We start from the raw sequence: 12227 nt of genomic DNA, 5'->3' as shown, positions 1-12227 counted from the left end.
CTCGCGTGTCGCCCGGCTCTGGGGCTGCTGCGCGCCGGGTGCTGCGCGACGCCGCCGACGCCGTCGCTGCCTGCGGCCCGGGCGCTCCCGGCTGGCCGTGGCCAGAAGAACGCCTCCGCTACGCGAACGCGGCGATCCCCGAAGCGCTGATCGCGGCCGGCCACGCGTTGAGCGACACCCCCTGCCTCGACCGCGGACTCGAGCTGCTGGACTTCCTCGTGGGCGCCGAAACGGCGCCCGACGGGCATCTGTCGCTGACACCGGTCGGCGGGCGAGGGCCGCGCGACACCGCTCCGGCGTTCGATCAGCAGCCGATCGAGGCGGCAGCTCTCGCACAGGCGTGCCTGCGCGCCTTCGAGGTGACCTGCGACGGTCGCTGGCTGCCGCCGCTCCGCGCGGCCTGGGCGTGGTTCGAGGGCCGCAACGACGGCGGCATCGCGCTGTTCGACCCCGAGACCGGCGCCGGATACGACGGCGTCACTCCGACCGGCCGCAACGACAACCGCGGGGCGGAGTCGACCCTGGCTGCCCTCGGCACCCTGCAGTGCGTGAGCCGCGTCGCCGCGGTCTCGTCCGTGTGACGCGCTCCCTGGCCGGCCTTGCGCGCCGGGCCGCGGCATCCCTCACCTTCGCGACACGGCAGAATCGAACGGTGCCCGCCTCACCGAACCTGAAGCCCGACCACGCCTGCCTCATCGTGCACGGCAGCGACCGGCCAGGAATCGTGGCCGCCGTCTCGGCGATGATCACGCGCATCGGCGGCAACATCGTCGCATTCGACCAGTACTCCGACGACCCCACCGGGGGCGCGTACTTCCAGCGAGTCGTGTTCCACAGGCCCGGATTCGCCGCCGACCGCCCCGTGATCGAGAGCGAGATCGCGCGGACGCTGGCCGGGTTCGAGCTGGAGTGGTCGCTGACCGACCAGTCCGTGCCCAAGCGCATGGCGATCCTGTCGTCGAAGCAGGACCACTGCCTGCTCGACCTGCTGTGGCGCCACCGCCGCGGCGATCTGCCCGTCACCGTGCCGATGGTGATCTCGAACCACACCACCTCAGCCGAGGACGTCCGCTCGTTCGGCGTGCCGTTCTTCCACGTGCCTGGCGCACCAGGTCCCGACAAGTCGGCGTCCGAGGCGAAGATCATCGAGCTGCTCAAAGGCAACGTCGACTTCGTCGTACTCGCGCGCTACATGCAGATCCTCTCGGGCGACTTCCTGTCACAGCTCGGCGTGCCGGTGATCAACATCCATCACTCGTTCCTGCCGGCCTTCATCGGCGCCGAGCCGTATAGGAAGGCCAAGGAGCGCGGGGTCAAGCTCATCGGCGCGACCTCGCACTACGTCACCGACGACCTCGACGAGGGCCCGATCATCGAGCAGGACACCGTGCGCGTCACGCACGCCGACTCCGCCGCCGAGCTCGCCCGCCGCGGCGCCGACGTCGAGCGCCAGGTGCTCTCCCGCGCGGTGCTGTGGCATGCGCAGGACCGCATCATCCGCCACGGCAACCACACGATCGTGTTCTGAGGCGGTTGCCGACGGATGCCGCGGCATCCGTCCCCTCAGACCAGGCGCAGCTCGGCGTCGATGGCCGCTGCGGTCCGCTGCAGCGGCGGGAGATACTCGGCCACCACGTGGTCGATGCTGTCGCGCGTGGCGCTGGTCGACACGTTCACGGCTGCGACCACGTCGCCGCGTCGGTCGTGCAGCGGTACGGCCACCGAGCGGAGGCCCGGCTCGAGCTCGCCGTCCACCAGCGCCCAGCCCTGCTCCCGCACGCGCGCGAGCTCGTCGCGCAGCGCGCCGGGGCTCGTCCGCGTGCGGTCGGTGAGGGCCGGCAGAGCGGATGCCGCGAGCACCGCGTCGCGGGCGGCCTCCGGCATCCCGGCGAGCAGCACGCGTCCCATCGACGTCGCGAAGGCGGGGAACCGCGTGCCGATCGTGATGCGGACGCTCATGATGCGGCGCGTCGGCACGCGCGCGATGTACACGATGTCCTCGCCGTCGAGCACCGCCGCCGACACGCTCTCGTCGACCTCGCGCGACAGCCGCTCGAGGTGCGGCTGCACGATCTCGGGGATCGACAGAGCCGACAGGTAGCTGAAGCCCAGCTCGAGAACACGCGGGGTGAGCGCGAAGAGCCGGTCGCGGCCGCGGACGTAACCCAGGTCCTCGAGCGTGCGGAGGAACCTGCCCGCCGCCGCACGCGTGATGTCGGCGCGGCGCGCGACCTCGCTCAGCGTGAGCTCGGGGTGGTCGGCATCGAAGGCGCGGATGACGGCGAGCCCTCGCGCGAGGGACTGCACGGTGTCTCTGCCCGAGGCTTCGGTCACCGGCCCACCCTATCCGTCCCCCCGCCGCACCCCGGGCGACTTCTACGCGAGTGCTGCAGTTTCGTGCGAGCGCTGCGCCGAACGACGCGGCGCTCGCAGCAATCTGCAGCGCTCGTGCCACCGCCCCTCCGGGTCACCGCTCGAGCACGACCGCGAGGCCCTGGCCGACGCCGATGCAAATGGCGGCGACAGCGACACCGCTGCCGCGCCGGCGCAGCTCGTGCGCGGCGTGGCCGATGATGCGCCCGCCCGAGGCGCCCAGGGGGTGGCCGATGGCGAGCGCGCCGCCGTGGATGTTGACGCGTTCGGGGTCGAGATCGCCCCAGCCGCGGATGTCGGCGAGAGACTGCGACGCGAACGCCTCGTTGAGCTCGACGAAGTCGACGTCGGCCCACGTGCGCCCGGCACGCGCCAGCGCCTTGTTCGCGGCCTCGATCGGTGCCAGCGGGAAGACATCGGGATCGACGCCATGCGCCGCGCGTGCGGTGATGCGCGCGAGCGGCTCCGTGGACAGTGCGCCCTCGCGCCCCAGCAGCACCGCCGAGGCGCCGTCGTTGATCGGCGACGAGTTCCCCGCGGTCACCGAGCCGTCGCCGTCGGCGGCGAACACTGCCTTGAGCCCGGCGAGCTTCTCCACCGAGGTGTCGTCGCGAATGCCCTCGTCGCGCGCAAGCTCTGCGTCCGGCACCTGCACGATCTCGCCGTCGTAGACACCGGCGGCCCAGGCCGCGGCGGCGAGCCGGTGCGAGCGCACCGCGAACTCGTCCTGCTCGTGGCGCGAGATGCCCTGTTCGCGCGCGATCTTCTCGGCCGACTCGCCGTTCGAGATCGTCCAGTGCTTCGGCAGCTTTGGATTGGTCATGCGCCAGCCGATCGACGTGTTCCACAGCGTCTGGTTGCCGACGCTGGGCCACGGGCGCGCCGACTTCTCGACGACGAACGGTGCACGGCTCATGGACTCCACGCCTCCCGCCAGCACGATGTCCGCGTCGCCCGCCTCGATCGCGCGCGATCCCTGGATGACCGCCTCGACCGACGATGCGCACAGCCGGTTCACGGTGACTCCGGTGACGGACGTCGGGAACCCGGCGAGCAGCGCACCCATGCGCGCGACGTTGCGGTTGTCCTCGCCGGCCTGGTTCGCGTCGCCGAAGATGACGTCATCGATGCGGGCGGGGTCGAGACCGGTGCGCTCGATCGTCGCCTTCATCACGATGGCGGCGAGATCGTCGGGCCGCACGCCCGACAGGGCACCGCCGGCGCGCCCGAACGGCGTGCGGACGGCGTCGTAGACGTAGGTGGCCATGTCAGTTCTCCTCGGGGATGCCGTGGGTCTCGGCCGGCTTCAGCGCGAGGCCCGTGAGCTCGGCGAGGAGCTCGATCGTATTGTCGCCGAACGCCTCACGCACCGCGAAGCCGTCGGGCGTGACGTCGAAGACGGCGTGGTCCGTGTAGACGCGCGTGACGCACCGGACGCCGGTCAGAGGGTACGTGCAGGCCTCGACGAGCTTCGACTCGCCGGTCTTGGTCAGCAGGTCCGTCATCACGTAGACGTTCTTCGCGCCGATGGCGAGGTCCATGGCGCCCCCGACGGCGGGGATGGCGCCCGGCGCTCCCGTCGACCAGTTCGCGAGGTCACCGGCCTGCGACACCTGGAAGGCGCCGAGCACGCACACGTCGAGATGGCCGCCGCGCATCATGCCGAACGAGTCGGCGTGGTGGAAGTACGCGGATCCGGCGAGCGCGGTGACCGGCTGCTTGCCCGCGTTGATGAGGTCGGGGTCGACCGCGCCCGCGGCCGGCGACGGCCCCATCCCCAGCATCCCGTTCTCGGTGTGGAGGATGATCTCCTGGTCGTGCGGCAGGTAGTCGGCGACGAGCGTCGGCGCCCCGATGCCGAGGTTCACGTAGGAGCCTTCGGGGATGTCCTGGGCGATGCGCGCCGCGAGCTGCTCGCGCGTGATGCGCGTGGCCGGCGGCGACGACTCGGTGGCGCTCACTGGTCGACCTCGTTTCCTTCTCCGGATGAGTCTGCGCGCACGAGCGGGCGCCCTTCGATGTCGACTCCCCCGACGAACGCGCCGTCGCTCAGCCACCGCCGCTCGCCCACCGCGACCACCCGGTCGACGAAGATGCCGGGGGTCACGACGGACTCGGGGTCGAGCGCACCCAGTGGCACGATCTCGTCGACCTGCACGATCGTGGTGGTCGCGGCAGCGGCCATGATCGGGCCGAAGTTGCGTGCCGTCTCGCGGTAGACCAGGTTGCCCCAGCGGTCGGCCCGATATGCGCCGACCAGCGCGACATCCGCCCTGATGGGGTACTCGAGCGCGTAGGTGCGTCCCTCGATCTCGCGGAGCTCCTTGCCTTCGGCCAGTTGGGTGCCGACGCCCGTCGGCGAGAAGAAGCCGCCGATACCGGCGCCGGCCGCACGGATGCGCTCGGCGAGGTTGCCCTGCGGCACGAGTTCGAGCTCGATCTCGCCGGCGCGGTACAGCCCGTCGAACACCCAGGAGTCGTGCTGGCGCGGGAACGAGCACAGGATCTTGCGCACGCGCTTCTTGGCCAGGAGCGCTGCGAGCCCGACGTCACCGTTGCCCGCGTTGTTGTTGATGATCGTCAGGTCGGTGGCACCCTGCGCGATGAGCGCGTCGATGAGCTCGACCGGCTGCCCGGCGCGGCCGAAGCCGCCGATCATGATGGTCGCTCCATCGCGGATGCCGGCAACGGCCTCGGCGACGGAGCCCACGGTCTTGTCGATCATGCGATCCCCTCATGTTCGCTGTGCGAACAGTCGTCCGTTCTGCGGCCAGTTTAGCGCACCAGGGCCGGCTCGGCATCCCTTCGGGTGTCACGAAACGTGGGAGCGCGCACCGCGTAGCCGCGCGTCGTGACCCCGAACCGGCGACGGCGCCGACAGAGACGCGGGAGGCCGCACCCGGAGTTCGGGTGCGGCCTCCCGCAGGTGCGGCGATCCGCGCTGGTCAGCGCCGATCGCGGTCGGCGAGGAACTCGCCGGGCTTCGTCGGCACGAAGGCCGATCCGCTGTCATCCAGCGACGCCGCGAGGCGGTTCATGAGCTCGGCCGACTGGCCGCCCCAGTGTCCGCTCTCGACGCGGTCCATCAGCGTCTCGATGCCGGCCGCGATCTCGGCCGGCGTGAAGACGCAGTGGCCGACGTGGTCGACGAAGTACTGACGGAGCAGGTTGTTGTCGCCCGCCGCACGGACGTCCTCCGCGTACTCCTGCTCGACCTGCACCGGGGCGAGCACGTCGTCGAGCGTGTGGAGCGACAGTACGGGCATCTGCAGATCGCCGGTGAGTCCCGACGACTCCTGCAGTGTCTCGACCGATCCCGGGTCCGCCGCGACGTCGGCGGTCTGCGTCAGGGTGGCGAGGTCGGCCTCCAGGTCGAGACCGGCCTGCCGGTACAGCTCCTGGACGAGCGTGCGATCCGCGGACTGGGCGAAGAGCTTCTGGTAGTCGACGCCGACGTTCCACGTCGCGTTGCCACCCGCGGTGGACTCGATGTCGAAGCGCCCCGGCGTGACGAACCCGATGGTGCCGACCAGCTGCTCGTAGAGCGACTGCTGGAGCACGGCGGGGTCGGTGGGCGCGTCTGCGGCGAGGACGCCGTCCGAGAGGTGGAACAGGGCGGCGGCAAGGGCGATGCGCGCGCGTCCCTCGGGTGTCTGCTGGCCGGCCTGCACCGCCGCGCTCAGTGCCGCCGATGCCGCGCGAGCGTCGTTGAGGGTGGCGTAGCCCTCGATGTCGATGTCCTGCGCGGGGGCCAGCAGCTGGTCGATCGCGTGCGCCCCGTCGAGCTGGTAGTTGTTCAGGTCGACACCGCCTTCCATGAGCCCGCACGTGGGCATCGCGCCCTCGATGACGTCGCCCGCGGATTCTGCGATCCGGCCGGTGACGAGGCCGCCCATGGAGGTGCCGTACGCCAGGATGTGGTCGGGATCGAGGCCGGTCTGGTCGAGCATCGCGTCGAGCGACTGCAGCTGATCGTCGACGGCGGTGGGAACCGCCCAGCCGCTCGCGGCGTACGACGAACCCACGAGCGCGTAGCCCTCCTCGAGCAGCAGTGCCTTCGTGGCATCGCTGGGGGCGACGGATGCGGGATTGCCGGGGACGAACGAGGGCCGATAGCCGTGGCTGTAGAGCAGGACGGTGCCGTTCCAGTCCGAGGGCACCGAGGCGAGCCAGGTCGTTCCAGTGGGGAGCGAGCCGGAGTACTCGCCTGGGGTGGCTGCGACGGCGGGCGGGGCGACGAGACCGGCGGAGAGCAGCGCGCCGGCGGCGACCGCTGCGACGCCGAGGACGCGGGTGCGTACGTGCGGGGACATGGGGGTGGTCCTTCCGTTGTCATCATCGACAGGGACTCCGACGTCGGCGACGGAGCTAGGACCAATTATCAAGTTTCCTGATGATGAGTCAATGGGTCAGGTCGATTGCTCGAGTGCGCGTCGAGCATCCTGCAGCCATCGCCCGAGCGCCGAGCGCTCCGTCGACGACAGGCCGGCGAACGCCTCGGCCTCGATGCGGTCGACGTCACTCCGGCATACGGCGAGCAGCGCGGTGCCCGCCGCAGTGAGAGAGATCGTCATGCGCCGGCGGTTGTCGGCGTCGCGGACGCGCTCGATCAGCCCGGCCTCGCCCAGGGCGCGCACGATCCCCTCCATCGCCTGCGCCGAGACGAAGGCATGCCGGGCGAGCTGGGCCGAGCTCATTCCCGGGTGCTGCTCCAGCACGGTGAGCGCCGTGTACTGGGTGACGGTGATGCCGTGCGGTCGGACGACCGCGTCGAGGCGCCCGCGGACCGCCAGTTCGACCTGCTTCACCTGATAGAGGATCCGGGGCGCGTGCTCGGCCGTCATGCGGTCCCCGGGTCCGTCATGCGATGAAGCCTACGGCGTCAGCGTTCCTCCGCGAACACGTCCTTGGCGATGCGGAAAGCCGTGTTGGCCGCGGGGACGCCGCAGTACACGCCCGCCTGCAGGATGACTTCCTTGATCTCGTCGACGGTCAGTCCGTTGCGCAGGGCCGCGCGCAGGTGCATCGCCAGCTCTTCGTGGTGCCCGAGCGCGATGAGCGCCGTGAGCACGGCGACCGAGCGCGATCGCCGATCGAGGCCCGGGCGCGACCAGACGTCACCCCACGCGACGCGGGTGATGAAGTCCTGGAAGTCGGCGGTGAGCTCGGTCGTGCCGGCGATCGCCCGGTCGACGTGCGCGTCCGACAGCACCTCGCGCCGGACGACCATCCCCTGGTCGTAGCGCTCCTCGTCGGTGAGGCCCTCACCCGCGGGCCGGCTCATGCGGCACGCTCGCGCACGGCGGCGTCGAAGAACTCTCGCAGCGTTGCGGCCGTCGCGGCCGGATCGTCCGCGGGCGGCAGATGGGCGGCATCCGAGATCCCGACGGCCCGGCCGCGCTGCACGCCGTCGGCGATCTCGCGAGCGGACGCCTCGGGCGTGACGCCGTCGTGATCGCCCCAGACCGCGAGCACCGGGGTGGCGATCTCGCCGAGCCCGTCCCGCACGTCGAAGGCGGCGAGCGCCTCGCAGCACAGCGCGTAGCTCTCGTCGTCGGTGTCCTGCAGCACGTGCAGCATGCGCCCGGTCAGGTCGGGGTCGCGCGCGATCGTGCCCGGCGCGAACCAGCGCTGCGCCGATCCGACGACGAGGCTCGAGGTGCTCTGCGCACGCACCTGCGCGGCACGGTCATGCATCCCTGGGGTGCGCCGATCGCCGCACCGGAGCAGATGATCGCGGCAGCGCCGATGCGGTCGCGGTGGCGCCGCAGCAGCTCGAGGCCCACGCAGCCCCCGAGTGACACGCCGGCGTACAGGAACGGGCCCTCGACCGCCTCGGCGACGGCATCGGCGAGCTCGGCGATCGTGAACGGCTCGGTCGCCGCCCGGGCGGCGCCGTGGCCGGGAAGGTCCCACGCCACGACCCGATACCGCTCGGCGAGTGCCGGGATCACGCGCTCCCACAGCAGCGTCGAGGTGCCGAGCGACGGCCCGAGGACGAGAGTCGGCGCGTCGGTGCCCGAGCCCGTCGAAGGCCCCACGGCTGCGGTGACGGCGATGGCGGGAAGGGTCACGGGTTCTCCTCCTGGTCCGAGAGCGGGGTGCGGGGCGCGTCACGTGCGCCGGACCGGCCGGGAAGCGCGACCGCGTCGTCCACGAGAGCTCCGGCCAGGCCGGTGTAGTTCGCCGGATCGAGCAGATCGGCGACGAAGGCCCGCGGTGTCGCGCCGCGCTCGGCGGCGAGCGCGATCACGTCGGGCGAGGCAGCCAGCGCCGACGCCAGGTCGCCGCCCGCGGCCGCATCCGACACGAGGCGCGACACGGCCTCGGTGCCCGCCAGGGGGCCGAGCACGAGCGAGAGCCGCTCGGCCACGATGAGCCCGCCGGTCGCGCGGAGGTTGCGCGCCACGGCGTCGGTGTCGACGTGCAGGTCGGCCACGAGTGCAGACGCATGGGCCGTCGCGCCGAGCGCCAGACGCAGCAGCTCCCGGAGCGTCGGCCACTCCGCGTGCCAGGCGCCGTCGGGCCGCTCGTCGGCCGCGAGCGCGGACGCGAGGTGCAGCGTCGCACCCAGCTGCGGCGCGCGCAGCGCGGCGGAGCGGATGAGGACGGATGCCGCGGGATTGCGCTTCTGCGGCATCGCCGACGACCCGCCGCCCGAGCCCTCGGCGAGCTCGCCGATCTCGGTGCGACTGAGGGTCGCGACATCCCCCGCGATCTTGCCGACCGCGTCGATCGCCTGCACGAGGGCGTCGCCGAGCTCGGTGATGGGCCAGCGAGTCGTGTGCCAGGGCGCATCGGGCGCCGCGAGCCCGAGCTCGCGCGCGAACACGGCGGGCAGGTCGGCGGCCGCCCCGGGTCCGGCGATCTCGACGAACGACGCGAGCGTGCCGGCGGCACCGCCCAGCTGCGCCGGCAGGTGCTGCTCCACCGCCTGGACGCGCTCCTTGGCACGCGCCACCCCTCGCAGCCATGCCGCTGCGCGGAGGCCCACGGTCGTCGGCACCGCGTGCTGGGTGAGCGTGCGGGCGGCGGCCACCTCGTCGCGACGGGAACGCGCGAGCGAGCGCAGCGAGACCTCGGTGTGCGCGAGCGCGGCGACGACCTTGCTGGTCGCGTTGCGGGCGAGCAGCATCACGGCGGTGTCGACGATGTCCTGGCTCGTCGCACCGCGGTGCACCCACGCTCGAGCGTCGTCCGACACGCGCTCCTTGAGCCGTGCGACGAGGGGGATCACGGGGTTCCCCCCTGCCACGGATGCCGCCGCCAGCGCCGCCAGGTCCACGCCGTGGTCGGGGCAGCCGCGCAGGCCGCCCTGCCAGCCGAACTCCGCCTCGATCTCATCGACCGCCTCCGCCGACGCGAGGCCGAGTTCGCCGTAGGCCCGGGCCAGCGCGACCTCGGCCGTCACCAGAGCGTCGAGGTACGCGGCATCCGTCACCGTCTCGTCGTGACCGACGGTCACCGGCGAGAGCAGGCCCTCGTCCACCGGGGGCCGGTCACGGTCAGAAGGCAAGGAACACGGTCTCCTTCTCGCCCTGCAGATGGATGTCGTGGTGAAGGCTGCCATCTGCCAGGCGCGTCGCGATGAGCGTAGCGCGCTCCTCCTCGTCGAGCGAGGACAGCAGCGGGTCCGCCGCCAGCAGGTCGTCGTGCTCGGGCAGGTAGATGCGGGTCACGAGCTTGTCGGGGAGTCCCCGCGCGAAGACCACGACCGAGTAGAACGGGGCACCGCCGTCGATCGGACCGGGGTTGCGGGTCCAGAACTCGTAGCGGCCGACATCCGTCGTCGCCGCCCGGCCGAAGCCCGTGAAGGAGTGGTCGTCGCGGCGGAAGGCGCCGTGGGCGCGCGGGATCTCGCCGTTCTCGTCGGCGCTCCAGATCTCGACGACCGCATCGGGGATCGGCGCGCCGGCGCCGTCGAGCACCGTGCCGCCGAGCACGATCGCACCGGGGCTGTGAGGGAAGACGACCTCGTGCTTCTTCGGGTAGTCCAGGCCGAAGGCGAAGAACGGGCCGACCGTCTGCCCGCCCGTGGCCTCGTGCGTCTTCGGGCCCAGGTCGCGCTTCACGCGCGCGGAGTCGGCGGCCATCAGTGCTCTCCTTCTTCGGGCTCGAACCAGGTGGCGTCGGGGCCGTCGACGACGATGTCGAAGCGGTAGCCCATCGAGAACTCCGGCACCGACAGGTCGTGGTCGTACAGCCCGATGAGCCGGTCGCGGTCCTTCTGCCGCCAGATGGTGTTGTAGATCGGGTCGAGCGGGAACAGCGGGTCGCCGGGGAAGTACATCTGCGTCACGACGCGCTGCGTGAAGCCCGAGCCGAAGATCGAGAAGTGGATGTGCGCGGGACGCCAGGCGTTCACGTGGTTCTTCCACGGGTACGCGCCGGGCTTGATCGTCGTGAACTTGTAGTACCCGTCGTCGTCGGTCACCGTGCGGCCGGCGCCGGTGAAGTTCGGGTCGAGGGGCGCAGGATGCTGATCGCGCTGGTGGATGTAGCGGCCCGCGGCGTTCGCCTGCCAGATCTCCACCAGCTGGTTGGCGACCGGGCGTCCCCACGAGTCGAGGACGCGTCCCTCGACGGTCATGCGCTCGCCCTGGGGCTCGCCGATGTGCTGCAGCGTCAGGTCGGACTCGATGGCGGCGACATCCCGCTGGCCGAAGGCCGGCGACCACAGCTCGATCGTCTCGGGGTCGACGAGCTTCGGGTTCTTGGTCGGGTGGCGCAGCAGGCTCGACCGGTACGGCGGGAAGTCGTGCAGGCTGATGTTCTGCCGCTCCCCCGCCTCCTCGCGCCGCGCGGCGGTGGCGTGGTAGTCGATGATCTCCTGCGTGATCTCGTTCTGTGTCAGCTGGTCGGGCGAGGCGAGCAGCGACTCCGGCGCTGCCGCGTTCTGCTCGAGAACCACCGACGACGAGAACGCCTCCTCGCCCCGGGGATCGGGCTGGGTCGCGGTCATGAGGTCTCCTTCGACGACTCGGGTCGTCCCAGGGTCCCACCGCCCCGTCGGGTCCGCGTCGCAGATTCCCACCCAGTGGGAATCACGGATGCCGCGGGCGAGCATCCGCTCTCCGCTCAGGTGTGACGCAGGTCGTGGTGCAGGTCCTTCGCGGCCTGCACCACCAGCGGGCCCAGACGGCGCTCGTCGGCGCGCTCCAGGTGCACGACCAGCCCGACCGCGACCGGCGGCAGGCCCTCGACCCGGGGCAGCGCCGCGGCGACCGAGACGTTGCCGAGCGTCATCTCCTCGCGCGTCGTGGCGTAGCCGAGCGCGCGGGTGCGGGCGATGTCGGCGCGCAGGTCGGCCTCGCTCGTGATGGAGTTCACGGTCTCGCGCTCGAGCGGCGCCCGGAAGTACTGCCGCAGCCAGCTCTCGTCGCGCGTCGCGAGCAGCGCCTTGCCGACGCCGGTGGTGTGCAGCGGCCCGCGCCCGCCCATGCGGCTGAGGGTCGGGATCGACTGGCGGCCGGTGAGGCGCCCGACGTACAGCGCGCTGGTGGTCTCGGGGGTCGCGCCGTCGAGCACCGCGAGGTGCACGTTCTCACCGGTCGCCTCGTAGAGGCGCACCATGTGCGGCAGTGCCGTCTCGCGCAGGCGCAGCGACAGGGGCGAGAGCTCGCCGAGCTCCCACAGCCGCGGGCCGATGGCATAGGTGTGCCCGGGGCCCCGCGTGAGGAGGCCCTCGGCGACGAGCGTGGCGAGCAGGCGATGCAGCGTCGAGGTGGCGAGCCCGGTGCGCGCCGCGAGCGTCGTCGCGGTGACGGCCGGGTCGTCGTCGGTGAAGCATCCGAGCACCCGCAGCGTGCGCTCGAGCACGCCCTCGCCGTCCGCCATGCTTCCTCCCCGAGCGA

General features: G+C 71.9%; 14 protein-coding genes and 1 pseudogene. 2 read left to right on the top strand and 13 right to left on the bottom strand.

The genetic code is table 11. The features are described from left to right. Together VIP82_RS01460 and purU are read left to right on the top strand one after the other, a co-directional pair. Positions 1–581 (top strand): annotated as a pseudogene (locus VIP82_RS01460) (glycosyltransferase); the annotation flags it as partial. 71 nt (positions 582–652) lie between these two features. Next, the gene (gene purU / locus VIP82_RS01455; protein WP_331905527.1) at positions 653–1528 is read left to right on the top strand and encodes a formyltetrahydrofolate deformylase; all 876 of its coding nucleotides are present in this window, start codon (positions 653–655) and stop codon (positions 1526–1528) included. Positions 1529–1563: 35 nt separating this feature from the next. Here purU and VIP82_RS01450 read toward each other — a convergent pair whose 3' ends face one another. From VIP82_RS01450 to VIP82_RS01390, 13 genes are all read right to left on the bottom strand, one after another. Continuing rightward, the gene (locus tag VIP82_RS01450) at positions 1564–2334 is read right to left on the bottom strand and encodes an IclR family transcriptional regulator domain-containing protein (RefSeq protein ID WP_331905526.1); all 771 of its coding nucleotides are present in this window, start codon (positions 2332–2334) and stop codon (positions 1564–1566) included. A gap of 133 nt (positions 2335–2467) precedes the next feature. Beyond that, the gene (locus VIP82_RS01445; RefSeq protein WP_331905525.1) at positions 2468–3640 is read right to left on the bottom strand and encodes a thiolase family protein; all 1173 of its coding nucleotides are present in this window, start codon (positions 3638–3640) and stop codon (positions 2468–2470) included. Between the two features lies 1 nt (position 3641). After that, positions 3642–4334: a 3-oxoacid CoA-transferase subunit B gene (locus VIP82_RS01440; protein WP_331905524.1), complete on the bottom strand. Its 693-nt coding sequence runs from the start codon at positions 4332–4334 to the stop codon at positions 3642–3644. Next, positions 4331–5098 (bottom strand): 3-oxoacid CoA-transferase subunit A, encoded by a 768-nt coding sequence (locus tag VIP82_RS01435; protein ID WP_331905523.1) that lies wholly within the window; start codon positions 5096–5098, stop codon positions 4331–4333. The genes VIP82_RS01440 and VIP82_RS01435 overlap by 4 nt, the downstream gene beginning before the upstream one ends. A 220-nt stretch (positions 5099–5318) precedes the next feature. Continuing rightward, positions 5319–6686 (bottom strand): alpha/beta hydrolase family protein, encoded by a 1368-nt coding sequence (locus VIP82_RS01430; RefSeq protein ID WP_331905522.1) that lies wholly within the window; start codon positions 6684–6686, stop codon positions 5319–5321. A gap of 96 nt (positions 6687–6782) precedes the next feature. Continuing rightward, positions 6783–7217, bottom strand: coding sequence for a MarR family winged helix-turn-helix transcriptional regulator (locus VIP82_RS01425; protein ID WP_331905521.1), 435 nt, complete (start codon positions 7215–7217; stop codon positions 6783–6785). Between the two features lie 38 nt (positions 7218–7255). After that, positions 7256–7657 carry a 4-carboxymuconolactone decarboxylase gene (gene pcaC, locus VIP82_RS01420; protein ID WP_331905520.1) on the bottom strand — a complete coding sequence of 134 codons (402 nt, stop codon included), beginning with the start codon at positions 7655–7657 and terminating at the stop codon, positions 7256–7258. After that, the gene (locus tag VIP82_RS01415; protein ID WP_331905519.1) at positions 7654–7944 is read right to left on the bottom strand and encodes an alpha/beta fold hydrolase; all 291 of its coding nucleotides are present in this window, start codon (positions 7942–7944) and stop codon (positions 7654–7656) included. Before VIP82_RS01415 ends, pcaC begins: the two co-directional genes overlap by 4 nt. A gap of 17 nt (positions 7945–7961) precedes the next feature. After that, complete coding sequence (locus VIP82_RS01410) at positions 7962–8447, bottom strand: alpha/beta fold hydrolase (RefSeq protein WP_331905518.1); 486 nt, start codon at positions 8445–8447, stop codon at positions 7962–7964. Next, entirely contained in the window at positions 8444–9889 is a 1446-nt protein-coding gene (locus tag VIP82_RS01405) for a lyase family protein (protein WP_331905517.1), read from the bottom strand. Before VIP82_RS01405 ends, VIP82_RS01410 begins: the two co-directional genes overlap by 4 nt. Next, the gene (gene pcaG / locus VIP82_RS01400) at positions 9879–10466 is read right to left on the bottom strand and encodes a protocatechuate 3,4-dioxygenase subunit alpha (protein ID WP_331905516.1); all 588 of its coding nucleotides are present in this window, start codon (positions 10464–10466) and stop codon (positions 9879–9881) included. The genes VIP82_RS01405 and pcaG overlap by 11 nt, the downstream gene beginning before the upstream one ends. Then, a complete protein-coding gene (gene pcaH, locus VIP82_RS01395) occupies positions 10466–11335 on the bottom strand; it encodes a protocatechuate 3,4-dioxygenase subunit beta (protein WP_331905515.1) in 870 nt (289 codons plus the stop codon). The genes pcaG and pcaH overlap by 1 nt, the downstream gene beginning before the upstream one ends. A 116-nt stretch (positions 11336–11451) precedes the next feature. Then, positions 11452–12210: an IclR family transcriptional regulator gene (locus tag VIP82_RS01390; protein WP_331905514.1), complete on the bottom strand. Its 759-nt coding sequence runs from the start codon at positions 12208–12210 to the stop codon at positions 11452–11454. Positions 12211–12227 lie beyond the last annotated feature (17 nt).

Source organism: Microbacterium sp., assembly GCF_036566905.1.
Taxonomy (GTDB): domain Bacteria; phylum Actinomycetota; class Actinomycetes; order Actinomycetales; family Microbacteriaceae; genus Microbacterium.
Note: the sequence above shows the minus strand (reverse complement) of the source record. Positions and strands in the feature narration are given on the sequence as shown.